The organism is Streptomyces sp. NPDC033229, from assembly GCF_055576875.1.
In genome coordinates this window covers 69,753-93,532 of record NZ_JBVIQR010000032.1, presented here as the reverse complement: position 1 = coordinate 93,532, position 23,780 = coordinate 69,753, and the positions used below count along the sequence as shown (strand labels likewise).

The window sequence follows — 23,780 nt, the reverse complement described above, 5'->3', positions numbered from 1 at the left end:
GACGGCAGCCGCATGAAAGCCACACCCAGCTCCCCTGGGTGCCACAACCCTACGAATGGCTGGGGCAGACCCAGGAAGAAGGTAGAGCCGCATGATGGGAGGGGAAGGAACCCCCAGCCCTCTCGTCCGGTTTCCGCCCGGCGGGACGCCGCAGTGATCCCGAGGAGATGGAGGCACTCGTCATGGACCCCGTCATCACCGTAGGACTCGACGGTTCTCCGGAGAGTCGCTCTGCCGCCCTGTGGGCGGCGCAGGAGGCGCGGCTGCGCGACTGCACGCTGCGGATGCTCCACGCGTGGGTCCTGCTCTCCGCCGCAGGACAGGAGACCACGGCCGAGAGCGACCGGGACTACTGGTCGAAAAAGATCGTCGACGACGCGCAACGGGAGATCCACCAGCTGTACCCGGAGCTTCCCGTCACCGAGGATCTGGTGGCGGAGGACCCCGGTCCGGCACTACTGGCCGCCGCCGCGGAGTCGGACCTGCTCGTCCTCGGCTCCCGGGGCATGGGGCCCATCGCCGCCTTCTTCCTCGGGGACATCGGCCTCCACGTGGTGGCGCACACCGACACGCCCGTGGTGCTCGTCCGCGCTCAGGAGGACACGGCGGCAGCCGCGGCAGGCACGGCAGTGCAGGCACCTCCGCAGGCCGCCGACGGTGACGTGGTCGTGGGCCTGAATCTGCAGGGCCCGTGCGACCGTCTCCTGGAGTTCGCCTTCACGAGCGCCGCCCGTCGCGGTGCGGCCCTGCACGCCGTCCACGCGGGAAAGCTGCCCGTGCAGGCATACGCTCCCTGGGGCATGGACCCCGATGTCGTGGAGGACCTGACCCGGGACGCGCGCAAGCTGCTCGGTGACGCGCTGCGTCCGTGGCGGGAGAAGTTCCCGGGGGTGGACGTGAAGGAGAGCGTGCACCTGGAGAGCCCCTCCCGGGTGATCGTCAGGGCGGCGGCCGGGGCCGGGCTCCTGGTCATGGGCCGCCGGCACAAGCACCGCACCGGCCTGGGGCCGCACATCGGCCCCGTACTGCAGTCCGCCCTCCATCACGCTCCCTGTCCCGTGGCGGTCGCCCCTCACGAGTGAGCGGCCCGGGTCAGGACTCGGAAGCGGCCTCCGCCCGGGCGAGCGCCCCGTTCGTGCGGTCGGTGACCGAGACGACGCCGTCGACCGCCCGGCACAGGCGCAGCACCAGCGGTACGAGTTCGGGCGGCTCGATCGTGCCGCTGAGCACCACCAGTCCCTGCTCCACCTCGACGCCCACGGCCGCGGGGCTGACCCCGGTCACGTCGTCGAGGACCTCCTCCACGATCTCCGTGCGGATGGCTTTGTCATCGCGGAGGAACACCCTCAGCAGATCGCCCCGGCTGACCATGCCGACCAGCCGTCCGTGGCCGTCCACCACTGGCAGCCGCTTGACCTGCCGGCCGGCCATCACGCGCGCGGCGGCCACCACACTCACGTCCGGCGTGGTGCATACCGCGGGGCTGGTCATCAGCTGCCCGGCCGTGACCGCCGCGGGGCCGGGCGGCAGGGCCGGCAGATCGGATTCCGTGTCGTCCTGCGCCACCTGAGTACGCAACAGGTCCGCCTCGGACACCACTCCTACGGGCCGTTCGTCGACGTCCACGACGGGGACGGCGGTGATGTCGAACTCGGTCAGCAGGGTCACGATCTCGCGGAAGCCCGTTTCCGGTACCACCCTGACGACCTCTTGGGTCATCACGTCCTTCACCGTCCGGTGTTGCATGCCGTCTCACTCCACGCGCTCGTGGCGGCCGGACGGCCGCCGGGATCAGTCTCCCTCCGCGCGGCCACGTCAGCCATGAAGCCACCGTTTCCCTGGTGCGCCGTCCCGGCACTCCCTCGCCGGGGGTCGGGCGCCCCGCGAAGCGGAAGGCCGGGAGCCGCACCACGGCGAAGGCCCCGACAAGACAAGGACCGCCGTCCCCACGAAGGCCCGCCGGCGGGCCCTGACGCTCCCCGTCCGATCGCGGCCGCATAGGGTTGCCCCTCATGTGGCCAGGACAAACAGCTGCCGGGGGCGAGCAGGACCCGCGGGACGCGCAAGCAAATCCGTACCGACAGCCGAACCCGCACGAGCAGCCCACCCAGACGAACCCGTACGCGGAGCCGCACCAGGCACCGCCGTGGATCGCCCCGACCACCCCGGCCGCGGCGCCCCGGCCGCCGCGCGGTGGCGGAAAGAGGACGACGGTCATCGCCGTCGCCGTGGCGACCGCCGTCGTCATCGCCGCCGGCGTCACCGGCTTCCTCGTCCTGGGCGGTGACAAGGACGACGCGGCGAGCCCCGAACCGACCGGGTCCGCGTCGACCGGGGCAACCGGCCCGACGCCCACGGGTGGTGACGACGGACGCCGCGGTGACGAGCCCAAGCCGGTGGTTCCCGGCTGGAAGGTCGTGGTGAACCCCAAGCGCGGCATCGCCTTCGACGTGCCCGCGCACTGGCAACGCAAGGATCCCGACTGGGCCAGTTACGTCTCCGACAACAAGGATCCGGACGACACGCCCCTCGTCGGCTTCTCGGCCCCGGCGATCCTCGAGGAGGAGTGGTGCACGTCCGACGAGGACAAGAACGGCACCACCGAGAGCACCCCGATCGCCGCCGCGGGCTCCCGCGGTGAGAACGGTGCCAAGAACACCGACGAGGCCGCCCGCCACAACGCGAGCCAGTGGGTCTACGGCGGTTACACCCAGCCGGACAGGTCCAAGGTCAAGCCCGGTGCCGTGGAGCCGTTCACCACGGCATCCGGCATCACCGGCAGCGTGGCGACGGCCACGTCCTCCGGTGTGGGGAAGAAGGGCAAGTGCGGCACCGACGGCAAGGCCACCGCGTTCGCCTTCAAGGACTCCAAGGGCGACTTCGTGTCCTGGACGTTCCACGGCGTGAAGGGCGTGAAGGAGGAGGTTCCGGACGCGACGGTACGGAAGATCCTCAGCACGGTGCGCCTGACCGGCGGTTCCTCGCGCCCGTGAGCGCGGGGCTCCCGTAGCCGCGGCCGACTCGCACCGCGTCACCGTGTGGACGCGGTAGCCGAACACTCACCACTGATGGCCGACTGGCTCCCGGTGCCGGCCCGGCCTTCGGCGGGGGAGGCCGGACGCGTCGGCGCCGGGGGCTTCACCTCAAGCCACGGCTTCCTCAGCCGCGGCCCCTGAAGGTGTCACGGCTCAGAAAGACCAGCCGTGCCCGCTTCCCGGGAAGGTCGATCTCGGGGCCGGGTACGAAGCCCGCCCTCGTGAGACGGGCGATGGCCTTGGCGTTGCGGGCGTCCGGTTCGGCGACGATTCGTTGCCTGCCGGGGTCCGCCAGGACGAAGGTGAGGAACACGGAGAGGAGCGTGTCGGTGAAGCCCCGCTCCGGCTCCCCTTCGGCGGGTCCGATCAGGAGGTGGATTCCGAAGTCACCGGGCTGTACGTCGTAGCACGCGCCGACCGGGTCCGACTTCGGTTCGTATGTCTGGAAGAGCGCGACGGGCCGGCCGTCCCGGTGGAGGAGATAGGCGTGGTGGGTGGGGAGGGAGTCCAGGTATTCGTAGATTCCCAGGACCCGCTCACGGTCCGCCTCCCGCATGCCCCAGAAGCGTGCCCGCTCCTGGCCGACCCAGGTGTGGATCACATCGAGGTCGTCCCGGGGACGCACGGGGACGACACGTACCGTGCCGAAACCCTCGACCACCTGCTCATGCACGGCCGTCCGGTGGGTGGGGGTCTCAGAAGTCATTTCGCTCCTCTGTCAGAAGGTTCCAGTCGGTGACCACGGGGAGGAGTTCTCCCCGCAGCCACAGGGACAGTTGGTCCCGGTGGTGGGCGTCGCCGGGTACACCACTGGCGCCGAGGGGCACCACCCACAGGCTGTTCTCACGCCGTGCGAGGTCCCAGACGTAGCGCGCAGCGGGTCCGCGCGCGCTGAGGTCGGTGACGCCGGGGACGCTGGAGGTGGACAGCACACAGTCGTGGTCGCCGGAGAGCCCCGGCCACCCGCCGGGTTCCTCGCCGGGCAGCGACTGCCACGGCGCGAGCCGATGCGTCGTGCCCCATGGCGCCGGTGCGTCCGCCGCACAGGCCACCTCCTCGACGGCCGCGCGCACGAGCTCAGCCCTGTCGACGCCGGGCAGCACGTCATCCTCCAGCAGGTGCTCCAGCGCGAACGCGACCCGTGGGACGAGGGCGAGCCACGGCAGGAACAGGTCCGGGTACGGGGCGGGCCCGGACAGTTCGGCCAGTGCCGGGTGAGCGGCCAGCCGTCGTACCACCGCCGCCCGGACGGCGGCGTACGCTCCGGCGTCCGTACTGGCGGCCTCCATCCTGCGGTCCCAGTGCAGCAACCGCTGCCGCAGCCGCAGGGCTTCGTCACTCAGCCCGTCCAGTTGGGCCAGCAGGTCCAGCAGCGGCCGGGCCGAAGCCAGCAGGGTGTCGGTGTGGACGGCCGCCATGTCCTCGGCGGACCAGGACGTCGAGGCCTCCAGCAGCTGACGTATCCGGTCGGCCCGGTGCGGTGGGGCGAACTCGGTGCCCAGCGGTGCGGCCAGACCCCGCTCGTTCGCCATGACCGCGATGCCGTCGACCGCCGCGCGCGGCATCGGCTCGTGCCATCCCCGCCATTCGTGACCGGGCACCCAGGCCGGCACGACGCGCAGCCGGTTGTCCGGGTGCCGCAGCGGCACCCGGCCCGCGACCCGGTGCAGCACTCCGCCTTCGGTGTCCGCGGCCTGTACGACGTTGACCGGCTCCGCCCACTGTTCGAAGGCCCGGTCCACGTCGGCGACGGTGGTGGCCCGCAGCAGCGCGGGCAGCGCGCCGAAGCCGAGGTCACCGCGGACCCGTGGCGGGCAGCGGAGGCTGATGGCGCGGGCGTCGTCCGGGCCGCCGATCACGACCGGGCCGCGCTGGGTCTCGATCACCTCCACCTCGACGGAGTCTCCCCCGGCCACGTCGATGGTCTCGGTGTGCACCGCGGCGGGCCGCCAGCCGCGCGGCCCGAGCGCCTCGACGACGTCCGTTCCGCGGCGGCGCAGCCGTTCCTCGTAGAGGTCCTGGTAGTCGGCCATGGCGTTGGTGATGGCCCAGGCCACACCGCCGGTGTGCCCGAAGTGGGCGATACCGGGGACGCCCGGGACGGCCAGTCCGACCACGTCGTACTCCGGGCACGCCAGGTGGACCTGCTGGTAGATGCCGGGGTCCTCGATGAAACGGTGCGGGTCGCCGCCGATGAGCGGGGCCCCGGTGAGCGTGCGGTCGCCGGTGACCAGCCAGCCGTTGCTTCCCGAGGTCGCGGGGCCGTCGGTGGCGAACAGGCCGGTCATCCCGGGACCGAGCAGGCGGGCGACCTCCTCGCGCCAGAGCTTGGCGGGGAAACCGGCGAAGAGGATGTGGTGCGACAGCCAGACCGCCAGCGGCGTCCACGGCTCCCACCTTCCGGGGGCGAGTCCGGTCGCCGTGAACTCCCCCGCCCGCTGCGCCCCTTCCGCGAGGCCGGTGTTGACTCCGTCGACGTATGCCGTGACCCAGGCGGCGGTGTCCGCGTCGAGGCCCTGGAAGCAGCGCCGGGCGGTGTCGTCCAGCCGGGCCTGCCGGGCGAACCGGTCCCAGCCGATGGCGCCCGCGCCCAGAAAGGCGGCCGTGCCGCCTTGTGACCGGTGCCGTTCGACCTCGATCTGCCAGGCCCGGTCGACCGCGGTGGTGCGGCCCTGGGCGAAGGCGAGTTCGGTCGCGTTGTCGGCCCGCAGATGCGGGATCCCCCAAGCGTCCCGGTAGACCTTGATGCTCACATTGTCTCCTTGGCGCCATGCGCCGGTACGGCCACGCCGGTGTCGGCGGGCGGCGGGTACGGCCGGACTGTCGGCTACCCACGGGACTGCGTCCGGTCACCGAACTGCCGTGAATCCGCGGCTTCTTGAGCGCGGATGCGCGGGGCCGGGATGCGGTCGGCGAGTGGCGCGGCCGCACCCGCTCAGGACGAAACTTAGGTTAGGTTAACCTAAGTCAGCTCCTCGGGTTCCGCGCCCCGTCGCCACCCCGGAGCCCACACCTCTCGCGCGTTCGGCGCTCGCCGAAGCCACATAAGACGCTCGCCGAAGCCGCCCAAAAGACCAGCTCATCCCCAGTGACCGGCACTTCGCGACGCCCAAGTAAGTTAGGTTAGCCTTACCTAAGTCGATCACGTTCGTGACCGGAAGGACAGATCATGAGTTTCCAGGGGCACATCGCCGAAGCCCCTTCGGCAGGAGCCGTGCCACAGACCCCGGGGGCCACGGCGCCGGGCGCCAGTCCACATCTCTTCAACCACCGCACAGTGGAGAACTACCGGCGCTCACTCGCCGACGGCATCGACCGGGTGGCCACCCGCGTCGCCGGCACCGAGCAGCCGTTCACCGGGATATCCCCCGCCCGACTCGCGCCCGAAATCGACCGGATCGACCTGGAACAACCCCTGAACGACCCCACGGCCGCCCTCGACGAACTCGAAAACGTCTATCTGCGCGACGCCGTCTACTTCCACCACCCGCGCTATCTCGCGCACCTCAACTGCCCGGTGGTGATTCCGGCCCTGCTCGGCGAGGCGGTACTCACCGCCGTCAACTCCTCGCTCGACACCTGGGACCAGAGCGCGGGCGGCACCCTCATCGAACGCCGCCTGATCGACTGGACGGCCGAGCGCATCGGCCTCGGCCAGGACGCCGACGGCATCTTCACCAGCGGCGGCACCCAGTCCAACTTCCAGGCGCTGCTGCTCGCCCGCGACGAGGCCTGCGCGCTCGCCGCGAAGAACTCCCCGGCCCCGCTCCCCCGGCACGACATCCTGCCGCGCCTGCGCATTCTCACCTCCGAGGCCAGTCACTTCAGCGTGCAGAAGTCGGCGAAGCTGCTCGGCCTCGGCCAGGACGCCGTCATCGCCGTCGGCACCGGCCCCGAGCGGCGCATGCGCCCGGCCGCCCTCGCCCGTGAGATCGAGCGCTGCCACGCCGACGACCTCATCATCATGGCCGTCGTCGCCACGGCGGGCACCACCGACTTCGGCTCCATCGACCCCCTCCCCAAGATCGCCGACCTGTGCGAGTGGGCCGGGCTGTGGCTGCACGTGGACGCGGCCTACGGCTGCGGACTGCTGGTCTCCCCCACCCGCCGCCATCTGCTCGACGGCATCGAGCGCGCGGACTCCGTCACCGTCGACTACCACAAGTCCTTCTTCCAGCCGGTCAGCTCCAGCGCTGTCCTCGTGCGCGACCGGGCCGTGCTGCGGCACGCGACCTACTACGCCGACTACCTCAACCCGGCCCGCATGGCCGAGCAGCGCATCCCCAACCAGGTCGACAAGAGCATCCAGACCACCCGCCGCTTCGACGCGCTCAAGCTGTGGCTGACGCTGCGCATCATGGGCGCCGACGCGGTCGGCGCGCTCTTCGACGAGGTCATCGACCGCGCGGCCGAGGCCTGGGAACTGCTCACCGACGACCCGCGCTTCGAGGTCGTCACCAAATCCCAGCTGAGCACCGTCGTCTTCCGCTATCTGCCGCCGGAGGGCCCGGCCCGGGACCTGGCCGACGGGGCCAACCTGTTCGCCCGCGAGGCACTGGCCGCCTCCGGCGAGGCCGTCGTGGCCGGCACCAAGGTCGACGGCCGCCATTACCTCAAATTCACTCTGCTCAATCCGGAGACCTCGCTGGACGACATCGCCCACGTCCTCGACCTCCTCGCCGAGCACGCCGGCCGGTACGTGAACGAGCGGCTCGCCCCCGAGCTCCGCCATCGCGCCGGCTGACCGCCCCCTCCCCCGCCTGTCTGCCTGCTATTTCCCCCCGCACGGAGATCCCCATGTCCACGCATGACTTCATCGCCATCGGGCTGGGCCCCTACAATCTGGGCCTCGCCTGTCTGACCGAACCGCTCGACGAACTCGACGGCCTCTTCCTGGAGAGCAAGCCCGACTTCGACTGGCACCCGGGGATGCTGCTGGACTCCGCCACGCTGCAGACCCCCTTCATGGCCGACCTCGTCACGCTGGCCGACCCCACCTCCCCGTACTCCTTCCTCAGTTACCTCAAGGAATCCGGGCGGCTGTACTCCTTCTACATACGCGAGATCTTCTATCCCGTGCGCAGCGAGTACAACGACTACTGCCGTTGGGCCGCCGCCAAGCTCCGCAGCGTCCGGTTCGGTCATGAGGTGACCTCCGTCGAGTACACCGAGGGCGACGGTCTCTACACCGTCCACGCGGTCGAGGCGGCCACCGGCGAGAGGACGACACACCGCGCACGGCACCTCGTGCTCGGCACGGGCACCCCTCCGTACATCCCCGACGCCTGCCAGGGCCTGGGCGGGGACTTCCTGCACAACTCCCGCTATCTGGAGAGCAAGGCGGAGCTGCAGCGCAAGGAGAGCATCACCGTCGTCGGCAGCGGCCAGAGCGCGGCCGAGATCTACTACGACCTGCTCGGCGACGCGGACACGCACGGCTACCGGCTGAACTGGGTCACCCGCTCACCACGCTTCTTCCCCCTGGAATACACCAAGCTCACGCTGGAGATGACGTCACCGGAGTACGTGGACTACTTCCACGCCCTCCCCGAAGACACCCGGTACCGGATCGAAGCCGAACAGAAGAGCCTGTTCAAGGGCATCGACGCGGAGCTGATCAACAACATCTTCGATCTGCTGTACCAGAAGAGCGTCACGGGCCCGGTCCCCACCCGGCTGATGACCAACACCGCGCTGGAGAGCGCCTCCTACGACGAGGCGGCCGGTGCGTACACGCTCGGTCTGCGCCATGTGGAGCAGGAGCGGGACTTCTCGCTCACCACCGAGGGCCTCGTTCTGTCCACCGGTTACCGCTACCGCCCGCCGGCGTTCCTCGAGCCGTTGCACGACCGGATCCGCTGGGACGGACACGGGCGCTTCGACGTCGCCCGCAACTACAGCATCGACGTCACCGGGCGCGGTGTCTTCCTGCAGAACGCCGGGACTCATACGCACAGCATCACCTCCCCCGACCTGGGCATGGGCCCGTACCGCAACTCCTGGATCATCCGGGAACTGCTGGGCCGCGAGCACTACCCCGTGGAGAAGGCCATCGCCTTCCAGGAGTTCGGGGCGCCGGAGGGCGTCGTCCGATGAACGAGACCGTCTTCACCCGTACCGACGAGCGGCTCGGTGCGTTCACCCTGCGCCCGCTCGACCCGGCCGCCGACGCCGCGCTGGTGCACGGATGGGTGACCCACCCCAAGGCGTCGTTCTGGATGATGCAGGACGCCGACGTGGCCGAGGTCACCCGGGCATACCGCGAGATCGCCGAACATCCGCACCACGATGCCTTCATCGGGCTCCGGGACGGCCGCCCCGCCTTCCTGGCCGAACGCTACGACCCCGCCCGGGTCGAGCTGGTGGGCCTGTACGCACCGCGACGCGGCGACGTGGGCATGCACTTCCTGTGCGCGCCGGCCGACACCCCGGTGCACGGGTTCACCCGTGCCGTGCTCACCACGGTCATGGCGTGGCTCTTCGCCGACCCGGCGACCCTGCGCGTCGTGGTCGAACCCGATGTACGCAACACCGCCGTCCACACGCTCAACGCCGCCGTCGGCTTCGAGGCCGTGCGCACGATCGCGAAGCCCGAGAAGGACGCGCTGCTGAGCATCTGCACCCGTGACCGGTTCCTGAATGCCACCGAGCCGGCCGCCACCCGAGGAGTGACCGCGTGAACCCCCGTGATGCCGTCTCGCATCTGACCCCGGACGCCTGGGACCGCGCCAACCGGCAGCTGATCCGCAAGGCGCTCGCCGAGTTCTCCCACGAACGGCTGCTCGCGCCGGAACGGACCCCGGACGGGCGGTATGCCGTACGCGGCGACGACGGGTCGGTCGAGTACCGCTTCGCCGCCCGTCTGCTGGCCCTCGATCACTGGCACATCGACGCCGACAGCATCACCCGGCACCGCGGTGAGACCGAACTCCCGCTGGACGCCCTCGATTTCCACATCGAGCTGCGCGAGGCGCTCGGTCTGACCGAGCGGATCCTCCCCGTCTATCTGGAGGAGATCAGCTCCACCCTGGCCGGCACGGCCTACAAGCTCGGCAAGCCGCGGATCACGGCCGCCGAACTGGCCGGGGCGGACTTCCAGGCGATCGAGACGGGGATGACCGAGGGTCACCCCGGCTTCGTCGCCAACAACGGCAGGCTCGGCTTCGGCGTGCACGAGTACCACGCGTACGCCCCCGAGACCGCGAACCCCGTCCGGCTGATCTGGCTGGCCGCCCACCGCGACCACTCCACCTTCACCTCCGGTGCGGGCCTCGACTACGACGCCCTGATGCGGGAGGAGCTGGGCGAGCCGGCCCTCGCCCGCTTCGCGGACACCATGACGGGCCACGGCCTGGACCTCGCCGACTACCACCTCATCCCCGTGCACCCCTGGCAGTGGTGGAACAAGCTGTCGGTGACCTTCGCCGCCGAGCTCGCCCGGCAGCGCCTGGTCTGTCTCGGCCCCGGCGACGACGACTATCTCGCCCAGCAGTCGGTCCGTACCTTCTTCAACACGAGCGCCCCGTCCAAGCACTACGTCAAGACGGCCCTTTCCGTGCTGAACATGGGCTTCATGCGGGGCCTGTCGGCGGCGTACATGGAGGCGACCCCGGCCATCAACGACTGGCTCGCCCACCTCGTCGACCACGACGACGTCCTGCGCCGGGCGCGCCTGTCGGTCATCCGCGAGCGGGCGGCCGTCGGCTACCACCACCGCCAGTACGAAGCCGCCACCGACCGCTACTCCCCCTATCGCAAGATGCTCGCCGCACTGTGGCGCGAGAGCCCCGTCGCCGGTCTCGAACCGGGCCGGCGCCTGGCCACCATGGCCGCTCTGCTCCACACCGACCACGAGGGGCGTTCCTTTACGGCCGCGCTGATCGAGCAGTCGGGGCTCGCGCCCGAGGTGTGGCTGCGGCGCTACCTCGACGCGTATCTGACGCCGCTGCTGCACAGCTTCTACGCCTATGACCTGGCCTTCATGCCGCACGGCGAGAACGTCATCCTGGTCCTGGACGGCGGCACGGTCGAGCGGGTGATCTTCAAGGACATCGCCGAGGAGATCGTGGTGATGGACCCGGACGCCGCCCTGCCGCCGGAGGTCCGGCGCGTCCGGGCCGACGTGCCCGAGGACATGAAGCTCCTGTCGATCTTCACCGATGTCTTCGACTGCTTCTTCCGCTACCTCAACGGCATCCTGGCCACCGAGGGCGTCCTGGAGGAGGAGACCTTCTGGCGGACCGTCGCCGAGTGCGTCCGCGACTACCAGGCGTCCGTCCCGCACCTGGCCGAGAAGTTCCAGCAGTACGACCTGTTCGCCGAGCGGTTCGCGCTGTCCTGCCTGAACCGGCTGCAGCTGCGCGACAACCAGCAGATGGTCGACCTGGCGGACCCCTCGGCCGCCCTGCAGCTGGCGGGTGACCTGAGCAATCCTCTTGCCCGCTACGCCCCGCGGTCCCGGCCGTGACGGTGACCACGGAAGCCACTGGGACCACGACCGGGGCCCGGCTCCCCACCCGGTGGCTGGTCCTCGGGGTGATCTGCCTGGTACAGCTCACCGTGCTGCTGGACAACACCGCCTTGAACGTGGCGGTCCCCTCCCTCACCAGGGACCTGCGCGCGAGCACCGCGGACGTCCAGTGGGTGATCAACGCCTACTCGCTCGTGCAGGCCGGGCTGCTGCTCGCCGGGGGCAGCGCCGCCGACCGCTACGGCCGCAAGAAGATGCTGCTCGTCGGCCTCGCGCTGTTCGGTGTGGGCTCGCTGGCCGCCGGGCTGGCCGATTCCACCGGGGAGTTGATCGCGGCCCGGGCGGGCATGGGTGTCGGCGGCGCCTTGCTGCTGACCACCACCCTCGCCGTCGTCATGCAGATATTCGACGCCGAGGAGCGTCTGCGCGCGATCGGCGTGTGGGCCGCGGTGAACGCCCTCGGCTTCGCCACCGGCCCCCTGCTCGGTGGTGTGCTGCTCGCCCGCTTCTGGTGGGGGGCGATCTTCCTGGTCAACATCCCGGTGGTGCTGGTCGGTCTCGTCGCGGCCCGGGCGCTGGTGCCCGAGTCGAAGAGCGCGGCCGGACAGCGGCCCGACCTGCTCGGCGCGCTGCTGTCGACCGTCGGCATGGCCGCGGTGGTCCTCGCGGTCGTCTCGGGGCCCGAGCACGGCTGGGGCACGGGCCGGGTGCTGCTGCCGGCCCTGGGCGGGGCGCTCGTCCTCGGTGCCTTCGCACTCTGGGAGAGCCGTGTCCCGCACCCCATGCTGGACCTGGGTTTCTTCCGCGACCGCCGGTTCGTGGGGGCCGTCGTGGGCGTCGTCCTCATCACCTTCGGCAGCGCCGGTGCGCTCTTCCTGCTCACCCAGCAGCTCCAGTTCGTCCGCGGCTGCACACCGCTGGAGGCGGGCCTGCGGACGGCGCCGTTCGCGCTCACGGTCGTCGCCCTGAACTTCACCGGGCTCTCGACCCGGCTGCTGCGCCGCCTCGGGCTGTCGCTCGCCATCGCCCTCGGCGTGGGGACGCTGGCGGGCGGGTTCGCGGTCGTCGGGGCCTTCCCGGCGGCGGGCTACGGGGTGCTGCTGGCCGGCCTCGTGCTCATGGGCGCGGGGTGCGCACTCGCCAACCCGGCCATCGCCGAGGCGGTCATGGGAGCGATTCCGCCGGAGAAGGCCGGGGCCGGTGCCGGGGTCGACGGCACCATGTCCGAACTCGGCGGCAGCCTCGGTGTGGCCGTCCTGGGGGCCGTCATGAACTCCCGTTTCACCGCCCTGCTCCCCGTCGGCCTCGCCGGCGCGGGCTCCCTTCCGGCCGCCCTGGCGGACGCCCGCACGGAAGGGGAGCGGGTGTACGTGCTGGAGGCGTTCGCCTCGGGGCTGCGGACCAGTCAGTTGGCGGGCGCGGCGGTGGTGCTCCTCGGCGGCGCTCTCGCGGCGCTGCTGCTGCACAGGGCCGAGCGGCGGAAGGGGGACATCGGGGAGACGTAGGCGCGTCACCGTCGGACGATCTTCGGTCAGCCGGAATGCCCCGTGACCTGTCGCCACCACTCGAAAAAATGCGCACGCGCGTTCGATTTCAAGCGGCTTCCGCCTTCCCGGCCTCGCGCATATCGTTCGCGTCGCGGAAGGGGGCGGGGTAGACATGGGGTATGGCCCGAATCCGGGGCCGGTCCTGGGGGCTCTCGGGCCGCTGGTTCGCTGGTCGGCGCCCAGGTAGCCGGCGTGAGCGGCGCACGCGCCACGGCTCGCGGGCGCCGTCGGCGCGGCGTCTGTGGGCCGTGGCGGGTTCGCGCAGCGTCGCCGGGCAGATGTTCGTGCTCCAGGTCCTCATCGTGCTGCTGCTCGTGGTGGCCGCGGTGGTCACCCTGCTGCTCCAGGCCCGCAGTGACAGATTCCAGGCGGCTCGTGACCGTTCGCTGGCGGCCGCCCAGACGTTCGCCCACTCGCCCGGGCTGGTGGAGACGCTGCGCGGCCCCGACCCCAGCGCGGTGCTCCAGCCGCTGACCGAGGCCGCCCGGATGGAGGGCGGGGTCGACTTCGTCGTCGTGACCGACCGGGACGGCATCCGCTACACCCACCCCAGACCGGAGCTGATCGGCAAGCAGTTCATCGGCACGATCGGACCGTCGCAGGAGGGCCGTGTCACCGTCGAGAGCGTCGACGGGCCGCTCGGCGAAGAGGTACAGGCGGTGGTCCCGGTGAAGGACTCCCGCGGCACGGTCGTGGGCCTGGTGTCGTCCGGGATCAAGGTCAGCGCGGTGAGCAGCGCGTTCGACCGGCAGCTGCCGGTCGTCCTCGGCGCCGGCGCCGCCGGGCTGGCCCTGGCCACGGCCGGCACCGCGCTGGTGAGCAGACGGCTGCGGCGCCAGACCCACGGCCTCGGACCGTCCGAGATGACCCGGATGTACGAGCACCACGACGCGGTGCTGCACGCGGTGCGCGAAGGAGTGGTCATCGTCGGCGGCGACGGCGGCGTCCTGCTCGCCAACGACGAGGCCCGGCGACTGCTCGATCTGCCCCCCGACGCGGAAGGACGGCACGTCACCTCACTCGGCCTCGACCCCCGGATGGCCGAACTGCTGGTGTCCCGCCGCGTCGCCACCGATGAGGTGCTGCCCGTCGGGGACCGGCTGCTGGCGGTGAACAACCGGCCGACGGACCGCCGCGGGGGCCCGCCCGGCAGCGTGGCCACCCTGCGGGACTCCACCGAGCTGCGCGCGCTCGCGGGGAAGGCCGAGGCCGCGCGCGGCCGGCTGCGGCTGCTGTACGACGCGAGCGTGAGCGTCGGCACGACCCTGGACGTCAAGCGCACCGCGGAGGAACTCGCCCAGGTGGCCGCTCCCCGGTTCACCGACTACGCCACCGTCGACCTCGCCGAGCCCGTGCTGCGCGGCGAGGAGCCCCGCGCGGGGGTCGGGGGTGAGGCACCGCAGTTGCGCCGCGTCGCGCTCACCGGCACACCGGACGACCACCCGCTGTACCGCGCCGGCGAGCTGATCACGTTCGCCGCGCCGACCCCGCAGGCCACGGGCTTCGTCGGCGGCCATCCCGTGCTCGTGCCCGATCTGGCGGCCTCCCCCGACTGGCGCACCCAGGACGCGGAGCGCACCCAGGCGGTCCTGGACTACGGCTTCCACTCGCTCATCACCGTCCCGTTGAAGGCACGGGGCGTGCTGATGGGGATCGTCAACTTCTGGCGCACGCGGGAGAGCGAGCCCTTCGAGGAGGACGACCTGTCGCTGGCCGAGGAACTGGCGGCCCGTGCGGCGGTCTGTATCGACAACGCACGCCGCTTCACCCGCGAGCACGACATGGCGGTGACGCTTCAGCACAGCCTGCTGCCGCGCGGGCTGCCCGAGCAGAACGCCCTCGACATCGCCTATCGCTATCTGCCCGCCCAGGCGGGGGTCGGTGGTGACTGGTTCGACGTCATCCCGCTGTCCGGCACCCGCGTCGCCCTGGTCGTCGGTGATGTGGTCGGGCACGGTCTGCACGCTGCCGCCACGATGGGCCGGCTGCGCACCGCCGTACAGAATTTCTCGACCCTCGACCTGCCGCCGGACGAACTCCTCGGGCACCTCGATGAACTCGTCGGCCGCATCGACCAGGAAGCGGAGGCCGCCTCGGCGGGCGAGGAGGCCACGATCGCGGGCGCCACCTGTCTGTACGCGATCTACGATCCGGCTTCGGGCACCTGCCAGTTGGCCAGGGCCGGCCATCCCCTGCCCGCGGTCGTCGCTCCCGACGGCACGGTGGACTTCCCCGAGATCCCCGCCGGTCCGCCGCTCGGCCTGGGCGGCCTGCCCTTCGAGGCCGCGGAACTGCGGCTGCCGGAAGGCAGCAGCCTGGTCCTGTACACCGACGGACTCATCGAGGACCGCAAGCGGGACATCGACGTCGGCCTGGAGATCCTGCGCACCACGCTGGCGCATTCCGGCCGGGCGCCCCAGGAGGTCTGCGACGCGGTGATCGACGCCCTGCTGCCCGCCCGCCAGAGCGACGACATCGCCCTCCTCGTGGCCCGTACCCGGGTCCTGGAGCCCGACCGGGTCGCCGACTGGGAGCTGCCTTCCGACCCCGCGGCCGTCGCCGGCGCCCGCGCCGACGTCACCCGGCAGCTGACGCGGTGGGACCTGGAAGAGACGGTGTTCACCACCGAACTGATCCTCAGCGAACTGATCACCAATGCCATCCGCTACGCCTCCGGCCCGATCGGCGTACGGCTGCTCCACGACCGCACCCTGATCTGCGAGGTCTCCGACACCAGCAGCACCTCGCCGCACCTGCGCTACGCGGCCGCCGAGGACGAGGGAGGCCGCGGGCTCTTCCTCGTCGCCCAGCTCGCCGAACGCTGGGGCACCCGGTACACCCCCGAGGGCAAGGTCATCTGGGCGGAACAACTCCTGCCCTGAGGCCCGCCGCCCGAAGCCCCGGGAGGTGACCGCCGCCCGGTGCTTCAGGAGGCGGGCAGCAGGCCGGGGCCGCGTACGAGCCCATTGCCGCGTACGAGCCCGTGGGCTTCACGCGAGCGGGAAGACGAGCTCCGGCCGGTCCCACATCACGGCGGGCGGGTTCGCGGCCCGGGTGCCGACCCACCGCGCCCCCACGCTGCGGTAGAAGCCCTCGGCGGGCGGGTGCGAGACCACCAGGACGTCGGCGAGGCCCGCGCCGCGTGCTTCGCCCAGCATGTGCTCGACCAGCAGCCGTCCGATGCCCCGCCCCTGCGCGGCGTCGGCGACGAACATCAGGTCCAGCTCCGGCGGGTCGAGTACGAGGGCATAGAAGCCCAGCAGCCGGCCGTCGGCGTCCTCGGCCAGGAAGACCCGGTGGGTCTCGATGTAGTCGGGACCCACCCGGTATCCGGCGACCATCGGGGCGTACCGGCCGTCGTAGGCCTTCGAGGCGCGTATGAGCCGGGTGAGACGCTTCGCGTCCCGTGCGGTGGCCCGCACCACTCGTACGGCCGTGCCACGGGCCCCGGGACCCCCACCCGTAATGCGTGAAGTCATTGGGAGAGTATTACTCACCTCGCGCGCGCGTCCCTCATCCGCGCAGCCTCACGCGCTCCGCCCCCACACGGCGGTGGCCTCCACGACCCTGCTCGCCGCGCTCAACGCCCCGGCGCTCGCTCAGCCCCGCCCCGGCCGGCCGGCCGGCCGGCCCCGCACGATGACCGCGTCGATGGCGAAGAGGCGGCTGCCGTCCCTTCATGGCCGCGCGGCCGGGATCCGGGGGCGCCGGTTCATCCGGTCGCCTCGGTGAGCAGCTCGGCGGCCGCCCGCCAGGCGTCGTCGGCGAGCCGGGCGGCCTGCGGATGCGCGCCGTGCGAGGGGTAGGCCAGGTGCGTGCGGACCGTCGGGGCGCCGCTGAGCGGGACGAACTGCACGGCGGGGTGGGTGAAGCGCCGGGCGGCCGAGACCGGGGCAGTGCCCACACCATGGCCGGCCGCCACCTTCTCCAGCCATTCGTCGTAGTTGCGGCACTCGGCACCGACCTCCGGGCGCCCACCCTCGGGCCACATGTGGGGGTAGGTGGTGCCGCTGACCGTATTGACCACCAGGGGCCAGTGGGCCAGTTCCGCCCAGCTCAGCGCGGTGCGGTCGGCCAGCGGCCCGGGGCGGGGCACGGCGGCGACGCGCGGCTCCTCGAAGAGGAACACACCGCGCACCCCCGGCGGCAGCGTCTCGCCGCGCAACAGCCCGAGGTCGACCATGCCGGTGTCCAGCCCGGCCAGCGGGGTGTCGCAGCGTACGAACTCGACCTCGACGCCCGTCTCGCTCTCGAAGCGCGCGGCCACGGCCGACAACCCGTCGGGCAGTCCCCAGCTGAACCCCAGGCGCAGCGTCTCCTCCTCGCGGATGTCGGCGAGCGCGGTGTCGAGCTGCTGCAGGAGCGGGACGAGCGCGTCCCGCAACTCGCGCCCCTTCGCGGTGAGGTCGGTCCTGCGGGTGTTGCGGTCGAAGAGGCGGACGCCCAGGAGGTCCTCCAGCGCGCGGATGTTCCGGGTCAGCGTCGGCTGCGCAAGGTGCAGCCGTCTGCTGGCAGCCGTGAAACCGCCTTCCTCTGCGACGACCAAGAAGTTGCGGAGATGACGTAGTTCAACACCCATACGGCCAGAGCATAGGCGATACGGCAAACGCATTTCTCCGATCGATGCGGTCTGCCTAGTCTTATCGATGCACCGGGCGGACGGATTCCCGCGCGAAGCGCGTCGATGACGCGTCGCCACCCGTTCCGTCAGGTGTTCGCCAAGAAAGTTGACGGGGGTTGACAGTGCGAGTTCCGCCTTGCCCTGCCCATAGGAAATCAATGCGGCAGCCAAGAGTCATTAAAGAAAAGGCCAACCGGGTCGACCGAAAGCCGTCCGGATGCCATCGGAGACAGCTCCGACCAGCGAAGTAGCGGACAGGGCACGCCGATCCAGGGCGTTTGCCCCAGGCACCCGATCTCTTGAGCCCCTGTCGGACGTCACGTCAAAGATGTCCGACATGTCATGAGGCGGACCCGCGACACCATAATCGGAAGCAATCCTCCGATTCCTGCCGCAGACACATGGTTTCCTGATGCATCCGTCTGCCGCGGCTCCCCGTATCCCCTTTTGCGTATCCCCTCCCGCATGCGTGCGCACCGCCGTTCAGAAGACCGGGCGCACGGGACGAACAGACCACCGAGAAGGGTATTGATGTGCCGGTAGTCGACACACAAAGCGGCCCCGTCGAGCATGTATTCCTCGACGGCGACCCGGAATTGCCGCCCCTGGTCTTCCTGCACGGCGGGCTCGGCTGCGTGGCGTCTTGGGGGCGGTTCCCCGCCCGTCTCGCCGCGGCCACCGGCCGTCGCGCGCTGGTGTACTCCCGGCACGGCAGCGGCGGTTCCGGGCCGGCCCGCGGGCCGCGGACCCCGCGCTACATGCACGAGCACGCCCACGAGGTCCTGCCCGAACTGCTGGACCTGCTCGGGGTGCGCAGCCCGGTTCTCGTCGGGCACAGCGACGGCGGCTCCATCGCGCTGCTGTACGCCTCCGTACGGCCGGTCGAGGCGGTCGTCGCCATGGGGCCGCACATGTACTTCGAGGACCAGAACCGGCTGGGCATCGAGGCGGCCCGGGCTTCCTACGAGGCCGGTCCGCTGGCCCGGAAGCTGGCGCTGGTGCACGACGACCCGCGTTCGGTCTTCGAGAGCTGGAGCGGGGTGTGGCTCTCCCCGGAGTTCCGTGACTGGAGCATCGAGGACGACCTCGACGTGACCGCGCCCGTCCTCATGATCCAGGGCGACCGGGACGAGTACGGCACCCTCGACCAGCTCGACGCCGTCGAGCGCTCGGTCTCCGGCGTGGTACGGCGGCTGGTGCCCGAGGGGTGTGACCACTACCCCCACCTCGTCTGCCCCGACCTCGTCGCCGACGCCACCCGTTCCTTCCTCGCCGAGTACGGACTCGGCGCACGACCCGTGGAGACGCTCTCGTGACCACCGCGATCGACACCCCACGGCTGGACGCCCTCCTGGCCCGGTCCGCGGCGGCGCACCCCGACCGACCCGCGCTCGTCGCGGGCACCGAGAGCTGGACGTACGCCGAACTGGAGCACGCCGTCGGGGAGTTGGCGGGCGCGCTCGCCGCCGTCGGGGCGGGGCCGGGCGTACGGATCGGGGTGTACGCCGCCAAGACCCCGGCGACGGTGATCGCCCTCTACGCCGCGCTGCGCGCGGGCGCCGTCGTCGCCCCGCTCGATGTCGCCGATCCCCCGGCCCGTACCGCGCGGATGGCACGCAACGCCGGCCTGTCCCTGCTGCTCACCACGGACCGGTCCCTCACCGCGTGCCGGCGGGCCGTCGAGGAGGCGGGCGAGGGGAGCGGCACACCTGCCGAGGGGCCGCTGGCGCACGGGCTGAACTGGCTGCGCGTCGACGCCCCGGCAGACCCCGAACCGCTGCCCCCGCCCACGGACCGGGGCGGCTACATCCTCTTCACCTCCGGCAGCACCGGCTGGCCCAAGGGTGTGCTGCTCTCGCACACCAACGTCGCGCACTACGCACTCTGGGCCGCCGGGGAGTTCGGCCTCACCGAGACCGACCGCATCGGCTCACAGGCCGCGCTCACCTTCGACCTCACCACCTTCGACCTCTTCAGCGCGGCGGCGGTGGGCGCCTGCACCGTCCTCATGCCGGACCTGCTGCGCGCCTTCCCGCGCGACGTGGTCGGCTGGCTCCACGAACAGCGCGTCACCGCCTTCGTCGCCGTGCCCTCGCTGTACCACGGCATGCTCCAGCAGGGCGGCTTCGCCGAAGCCGTACCGCCGTCGCTGCGGGTGGCCGCCTTCGGCGGCGAACCCTTCGCCCCGCATTTGCTGGAGCGCTACCTGGAACTCCTGGGCGACGTGCCCTTCTACAACCTCTACGGGCCCACCGAGACCAACGCGTGCACCTACTTCCGCATGCCGGCCGACTGGACCGCGGACCAGGAGCTGACCATCGGCCGCGGCATCGGCGGCGTCACCATCGAGGTGCTCGACGCCGAGGGGCGGCCCACCGACGGCGAAGGCGAGATCCACATCGCCGGGCCCACCGTCTTCCAGGGCTATCTGCAAGGCGGCGCGCTCCGGGACCCCACGGTCACCGCGGTCTTCCGCGACGGCACCACCCGGCGCGCGTACGCCAGCGGCGACATCGGCCGGATCACCGAGGACGGCCGTGTCTTCCTGCGCGGCCGCCGCGACTCCCAGGTCAAGCGGCGCGGCCACCGCATCGATCTGCTCGACGTCGAGAGCGCCGTACTGGACCTGCCCCAGGTCGCCACCGCCGCCGTCGTCGCCAAGGACGCCCCGCACACCGGTGAGATCTGGGCGTACGCCCAGACCGGTGCGACCGAGCGGGACGTGCTGGCGGAGCTGCGCGCGGTCCTGCCCAAGCGGATGCTGCCCGACCGGGTGATCCCCGTCGCGGCACTGCCCACCCTCACCAGCGGCAAGGTCGACCGCCGCGCCCTCAGCGGCGATGTCGCCGCACCGTCCGTCACACCCGCCACCACCGAGGAGAGCCTGATATGACCACCGCGAACCCCACCGTGTCGCCTGTCCCGCCCGCGTCCCGGGTGATGAACAGCGTCGAAGACCTCTGCGCCCTCATCAGCAGCAAGATCACTTGGGGCCGGGGCGAGACGCCCGCCCGGCTCGCCCCCGACACCCCGCTCCTCGAACAGGGCCTGCTGGACTCGCTGGCCATCATGGAGATCGTCGCCGCGCTGGACAAGGAGGCCGGGATCGCGCTGCCCGACACCGAGATCGTGGCGGCCAACTTCCGTACCCCCCAGGCCCTCTGGTCCGCGGTCGAGGACCACCGGGCCACCGGTGGGGCGACCGCGTGAGCGCCCCCGTCGACCTGTTGCTGCGCACCGGCCCGAAGGCGGCCGAGGAGGTCGTCGACACCTACCGGGAACTGGCCGGGCCGGTCGTGGAGAAGGTGCGCGAGGAGGACTTCCGTACGCAGTGGCAGGCGATGGCCGACCTCGGTGTGCTCCGCCTGGCACCAGCCGATGACACCGACCCCGGGCCGGTCACCCGCTCCCTGGCCATGATCGAGGGCATCGGGCTGGCCGGCGCCGACCCGGGCATCTGCTACGCCCTGGCCTCGCAGGTGTTCGGCATGCAGTTCCCGCTGCGCGCCGCCCTGCCCGAGGACGCCTGGCGGGCGGTCTCTGCCGTGCAGGACGGCGGCACGCTCCTGTGCCACGCGCTGACCGAGCGCTCGGGCGGCAGCGACCCCTTCTCGATGCGGACGCGGGCCCGGCGCGAGGGCGATGTCTTCGTCCTCGACGGCGCCAAGACGTTCATCACGGCCGCGCCGGTCGCCGACCGGGCCATCGTCTTCGCCCGCACCGGCGAGGGCCGCTCGCCGTTCGCCCTGTCGGCCTTCCTCTTGCCGCTCGACATCCCGGGCGTGGTGCGGGGTGAGTCCTTCACCAAGACGGCACTGCCGAGCGTGCCCATGGGCGAGCTGGTCTTCGAGGGCGCCCGGCTGTCCGCGAGCTGTCTGATCGGCGACGAGGGATCCGGGCTGGCGGTGATGTCCTCGACCACCGCCTGGGAGCGGGCCGTCATCCTCGGCTACGCCCTCGGCCCCATGCGCCGCACCCTGCGGGGCATTGTCGAGTGGGCGGCCGGCCGCGACCACTTCGGGCGGCGGATGGGGGCGAGCCACCAAGTGGCCTCCCGGGTCAGCGAGATGGCACTCGCCCTGCACCGCTCCCGTGTGCAGCTGTACGCGATGGCCGCCCGGCTGGACGCGGGCACCCCCGCACGGCAGCTGACGGCGGAGGCGGCGCTGACCAAGATCTCGGTCTCCGAGGACTATGTGCGTCTCACCGAGCACGCCACCGCGTTGTCGGGCGTACGTGCCTTCATCGCCGACTCCGAACTCCCCGCCGACCTGCACAGCCCGATGGCCGCGCTGACCTACGCGGGCCCCAACGATCTGCTGCGGGTGGGTATCGCCCGTCAATTCGGCCTCCCGGTCGAGAACTGACCCGAAGGACATCGATGACGCTGCCGACACACATGGACGACATCCTCAAGCTCGCCGAGGAGACCGGCGCGGCCCTCGCGCCACTGGCCGCCGGGGTGGACGCCGGACTGACCGACGGCCAGGAGACCTACCGCATCCTGCGCGAAGCCGGGCTGCTCGGGCTGCTGCTGCCCCGTGAGGCCGGCGGCGCGGGCCTCGGCTACGGCGGGTACTCCCGCGTACTGGCCGTACTGGGCGCCCACAACGGCGCCGCCGCGCTCGGTTTCAACATGCACAACGTCGTGATGGGGGCGCTCGCGGACGCGGCGGCCACACCGCTGCCGCCCGCCGCCGACCGGTTCCGGTCCTGGATGAACGACGAGGTGGTGCGCGGCCGCAAGCTGTTCGCGTCCGCCACCTCGGAGGCCGGTCGTGGCGCCAAACTCCGGGAGGTGCGGACCAGTTACACCCTGAGCCAGGACCGCGAGACCTACGTCATCACCGGGGAGAAGTCCTTCGTCTCCCTGGCGCGCATCGCCGACTACTACGTCGTGGCGGCCCGCGCCGAGGGCACCGAGGGCAGCAGCGAGGTCTCGCACTTCGTCGTCGCCGCCGACGACCCGGGCATCACCTTCGGCCCCGTGCACAGCATGTCCGCGATGAACGGCACCAGCACGGCCACGATGACCCTGGACCACGTGCCCGTGCCGCGCTCCCGGCTCTACCTCGGCGTCGAGGGCATGTCGCTGTTCAAGCTCGTCCGCGAACCGCACTGGATGATCGCCGGGTACACCGGCGCCTATCTGGGCATCGCCGAGGCCGTCTACCGCTACACCGCCGACTACGTGGCCGCCTCCGACGCGCGCGCCACGTCCCCGGTGCTCCAGCAGGACCTGGGGCGGATGTCCGCCCGGCTGCGGGCCGCCCGGGCGCTGGTGCACGAGGCGGGCGATCTCGTCGACGCCGAACGCGGCAGCATGGAGGCCAACGCCATGGTGCACGCCGCCAAGTACATCGTCGGCGAGGTGGGCCCCGAGCTCGCCCACGACGCCCTGCGGATCTGCGGCTCGGCGGCGGTCAGCCGCTCCCAGCCGCTGGAACGGCTCATCCGCGAGGTGTCGTTCTCCTCCGTCATGCCCGCCAAGCCGCACGAGTGCCTGGAGTACCTCGGCAAGGCGGCGGTCGGGATCAACCTCTACGACGCGCGGGCCTTCGCGTGGTGAGCCCCCTCGCGGACACCGCCGCCCCTGTGACCCCGGACGCCTTCCGCGCCCTGATGGGCGCCCACCCCGGCGGTGTCTCCGTCGTCACCTCGGCGGACGAATCCGGGCAGCCCTACGGGTTCGCGTGCACGGCCGTGTGCTCGGTGTCCCTCGATCCCCCACTGCTGCTGGTGTGCGCGTCGAACACCGGCAGCACCCTGCCCGTCCTCGCCGCGCGCGGCGCCTTCGTCGTCAACTTCCTGCACGGGCCCGGGCGGCGGGCGGCGGAGGCCTTCGCGAGCCGCACCGCCGGCCGTTTCTCCCGCGTCCCCTGGGAGGCCGCCCCCGCGACGGGGCTGCCGGCCCTGCGCGAGGACTCCCACGCCCTCGCCGAGTGCCGCGTCGAACGGCTCGTACCGGCCGGTGACCACACCATCGTGATCGGCGAAGTGCTGCGGGCAGAGGTCCTGCAGGACCCGGCCGCACCCGGCGCGAGCACCACGGCACCGCTGTTGTACGGCATGCGCCGGTACGTCACCTGGCCCCTCTGAACGGCCTT

19 protein-coding genes are annotated in these 23,780 nt (G+C 71.6%); 14 read left to right on the top strand and 5 right to left on the bottom strand.

Features of this window, described 5'->3' with window-relative positions; all coding sequences use genetic code 11:
- Positions 1 to 167 precede the first annotated feature (167 nt).
- Entirely contained in the window at positions 168 to 1,082 is a 915-nt protein-coding gene (locus tag ACZ53N_RS25980; RefSeq protein WP_469143207.1) for a universal stress protein, read from the top strand.
- Between the two features lie 10 nt (positions 1,083 to 1,092).
- Here the strand turns inward: ACZ53N_RS25980 and ACZ53N_RS25975 are convergent, their stop codons facing one another.
- Complete coding sequence (locus ACZ53N_RS25975; protein ID WP_469143206.1) at positions 1,093 to 1,746, bottom strand: CBS domain-containing protein; 654 nt, start codon at positions 1,744 to 1,746, stop codon at positions 1,093 to 1,095.
- A 266-nt stretch (positions 1,747 to 2,012) separates the two neighbouring features.
- On the opposite strand from ACZ53N_RS25975, the gene ACZ53N_RS25970 reads away from it, so the two are divergent.
- Entirely contained in the window at positions 2,013 to 2,993 is a 981-nt protein-coding gene (locus tag ACZ53N_RS25970) for a DUF8017 domain-containing protein (protein WP_469143205.1), read from the top strand.
- 166 nt (positions 2,994 to 3,159) lie between these two features.
- Here ACZ53N_RS25970 and ACZ53N_RS25965 read toward each other — a convergent pair whose 3' ends face one another.
- Both ACZ53N_RS25965 and ACZ53N_RS25960 read right to left on the bottom strand, forming a co-directional pair.
- Positions 3,160 to 3,741 (bottom strand): GNAT family N-acetyltransferase, encoded by a 582-nt coding sequence (locus tag ACZ53N_RS25965; RefSeq protein WP_469143204.1) that lies wholly within the window; start codon positions 3,739 to 3,741, stop codon positions 3,160 to 3,162.
- Entirely contained in the window at positions 3,731 to 5,788 is a 2,058-nt protein-coding gene (locus ACZ53N_RS25960; protein ID WP_469143203.1) for a penicillin acylase family protein, read from the bottom strand. Before ACZ53N_RS25960 ends, ACZ53N_RS25965 begins: the two co-directional genes overlap by 11 nt.
- Before the next feature lie 416 nt (positions 5,789 to 6,204).
- On the opposite strand from ACZ53N_RS25960, the gene ACZ53N_RS25955 reads away from it, so the two are divergent.
- The 6 genes from ACZ53N_RS25955 (at position 6,205) to ACZ53N_RS25930 (ending at position 15,934) form a co-directional block, all read left to right on the top strand.
- Positions 6,205 to 7,779 (top strand): pyridoxal phosphate-dependent decarboxylase family protein, encoded by a 1,575-nt coding sequence (locus ACZ53N_RS25955; RefSeq protein ID WP_469143202.1) that lies wholly within the window; start codon positions 6,205 to 6,207, stop codon positions 7,777 to 7,779.
- Between the two features lie 53 nt (positions 7,780 to 7,832).
- Positions 7,833 to 9,131, top strand: a complete 1,299-nt coding sequence (locus ACZ53N_RS25950; protein ID WP_469143201.1) for a lysine N(6)-hydroxylase/L-ornithine N(5)-oxygenase family protein — start codon at positions 7,833 to 7,835, stop codon at positions 9,129 to 9,131.
- A complete protein-coding gene (locus ACZ53N_RS25945) occupies positions 9,128 to 9,715 on the top strand; it encodes a GNAT family N-acetyltransferase (RefSeq protein WP_469143200.1) in 588 nt (195 codons plus the stop codon). The genes ACZ53N_RS25950 and ACZ53N_RS25945 overlap by 4 nt, the downstream gene beginning before the upstream one ends.
- Positions 9,712 to 11,502 carry an IucA/IucC family protein gene (locus tag ACZ53N_RS25940; protein ID WP_469143199.1) on the top strand — a complete coding sequence of 597 codons (1,791 nt, stop codon included), beginning with the start codon at positions 9,712 to 9,714 and terminating at the stop codon, positions 11,500 to 11,502. Before ACZ53N_RS25945 ends, ACZ53N_RS25940 begins: the two co-directional genes overlap by 4 nt.
- Positions 11,499 to 13,010, top strand: coding sequence for an MFS transporter (locus ACZ53N_RS25935; protein ID WP_469143198.1), 1,512 nt, complete (start codon positions 11,499 to 11,501; stop codon positions 13,008 to 13,010). The genes ACZ53N_RS25940 and ACZ53N_RS25935 overlap by 4 nt, the downstream gene beginning before the upstream one ends.
- Before the next feature lie 161 nt (positions 13,011 to 13,171).
- Entirely contained in the window at positions 13,172 to 15,934 is a 2,763-nt protein-coding gene (locus ACZ53N_RS25930) for a SpoIIE family protein phosphatase (RefSeq protein ID WP_469143197.1), read from the top strand.
- A 108-nt stretch (positions 15,935 to 16,042) separates the two neighbouring features.
- On the opposite strand, the gene ACZ53N_RS25925 is transcribed toward ACZ53N_RS25930, so the two are convergent.
- Positions 16,043 to 16,531: a GNAT family N-acetyltransferase gene (locus ACZ53N_RS25925; RefSeq protein WP_469143196.1), complete on the bottom strand. Its 489-nt coding sequence runs from the start codon at positions 16,529 to 16,531 to the stop codon at positions 16,043 to 16,045.
- 233 nt (positions 16,532 to 16,764) lie between these two features.
- Entirely contained in the window at positions 16,765 to 17,631 is an 867-nt protein-coding gene (locus ACZ53N_RS25920) for a LysR family transcriptional regulator (protein WP_469143195.1), read from the bottom strand.
- 575 nt (positions 17,632 to 18,206) lie between these two features.
- Between ACZ53N_RS25920 and ACZ53N_RS25915 the strand changes: the two genes are divergently transcribed.
- The 6 genes from ACZ53N_RS25915 to ACZ53N_RS25890 are packed head-to-tail and all read left to right on the top strand — an operon-like array spanning position 18,207 to position 23,772.
- Entirely contained in the window at positions 18,207 to 18,989 is a 783-nt protein-coding gene (locus ACZ53N_RS25915) for an alpha/beta fold hydrolase (RefSeq protein WP_469143194.1), read from the top strand.
- Positions 18,986 to 20,566: an amino acid adenylation domain-containing protein gene (locus tag ACZ53N_RS25910; RefSeq protein WP_469143193.1), complete on the top strand. Its 1,581-nt coding sequence runs from the start codon at positions 18,986 to 18,988 to the stop codon at positions 20,564 to 20,566. The genes ACZ53N_RS25915 and ACZ53N_RS25910 overlap by 4 nt, the downstream gene beginning before the upstream one ends.
- Positions 20,563 to 20,883: an acyl carrier protein gene (locus ACZ53N_RS25905; RefSeq protein WP_469143192.1), complete on the top strand. Its 321-nt coding sequence runs from the start codon at positions 20,563 to 20,565 to the stop codon at positions 20,881 to 20,883. Before ACZ53N_RS25910 ends, ACZ53N_RS25905 begins: the two co-directional genes overlap by 4 nt.
- Positions 20,880 to 22,040, top strand: coding sequence for an acyl-CoA dehydrogenase family protein (locus ACZ53N_RS25900; RefSeq protein WP_469143191.1), 1,161 nt, complete (start codon positions 20,880 to 20,882; stop codon positions 22,038 to 22,040). Before ACZ53N_RS25905 ends, ACZ53N_RS25900 begins: the two co-directional genes overlap by 4 nt.
- Before the next feature lie 14 nt (positions 22,041 to 22,054).
- Positions 22,055 to 23,242 carry an acyl-CoA dehydrogenase family protein gene (locus tag ACZ53N_RS25895; protein WP_469143190.1) on the top strand — a complete coding sequence of 396 codons (1,188 nt, stop codon included), beginning with the start codon at positions 22,055 to 22,057 and terminating at the stop codon, positions 23,240 to 23,242.
- A complete protein-coding gene (locus ACZ53N_RS25890) occupies positions 23,239 to 23,772 on the top strand; it encodes a flavin reductase family protein (protein WP_469143189.1) in 534 nt (177 codons plus the stop codon). The genes ACZ53N_RS25895 and ACZ53N_RS25890 overlap by 4 nt, the downstream gene beginning before the upstream one ends.
- Positions 23,773 to 23,780: the final 8 nt, after the last annotated feature.

Excerpts from the sequence above, each read along its gene's own strand:
- ACZ53N_RS25920 (WP_469143195.1), bottom strand. The coding sequence starts at position 17,631 with ATGGGTGTTGAACTACGTCATCTCCGCAACTTCTTGGTCGTCGCAGAG.
- ACZ53N_RS25925 (WP_469143196.1), bottom strand. The coding sequence starts at position 16,531 with ATGACTTCACGCATTACGGGTGGGGGTCCCGGGGCCCGTGGCACGGCC.
- ACZ53N_RS25945 (WP_469143200.1), top strand. The coding sequence starts at position 9,128 with ATGAACGAGACCGTCTTCACCCGTACCGACGAGCGGCTCGGTGCGTTC.
- ACZ53N_RS25975 (WP_469143206.1), bottom strand. The coding sequence starts at position 1,746 with ATGCAACACCGGACGGTGAAGGACGTGATGACCCAAGAGGTCGTCAGG.
- ACZ53N_RS25930 (WP_469143197.1), top strand. The coding sequence starts at position 13,172 with ATGGCCCGAATCCGGGGCCGGTCCTGGGGGCTCTCGGGCCGCTGGTTC.
- ACZ53N_RS25955 (WP_469143202.1), top strand. The coding sequence starts at position 6,205 with ATGAGTTTCCAGGGGCACATCGCCGAAGCCCCTTCGGCAGGAGCCGTG.
- ACZ53N_RS25950 (WP_469143201.1), top strand. The coding sequence starts at position 7,833 with ATGTCCACGCATGACTTCATCGCCATCGGGCTGGGCCCCTACAATCTG.
- ACZ53N_RS25895 (WP_469143190.1), top strand. The coding sequence starts at position 22,055 with ATGACGCTGCCGACACACATGGACGACATCCTCAAGCTCGCCGAGGAG.
- ACZ53N_RS25965 (WP_469143204.1), bottom strand. The coding sequence starts at position 3,741 with ATGACTTCTGAGACCCCCACCCACCGGACGGCCGTGCATGAGCAGGTG.
- ACZ53N_RS25970 (WP_469143205.1), top strand. The coding sequence starts at position 2,013 with ATGTGGCCAGGACAAACAGCTGCCGGGGGCGAGCAGGACCCGCGGGAC.
- ACZ53N_RS25980 (WP_469143207.1), top strand. The coding sequence starts at position 168 with ATGGAGGCACTCGTCATGGACCCCGTCATCACCGTAGGACTCGACGGT.
- ACZ53N_RS25905 (WP_469143192.1), top strand. The coding sequence starts at position 20,563 with ATGACCACCGCGAACCCCACCGTGTCGCCTGTCCCGCCCGCGTCCCGG.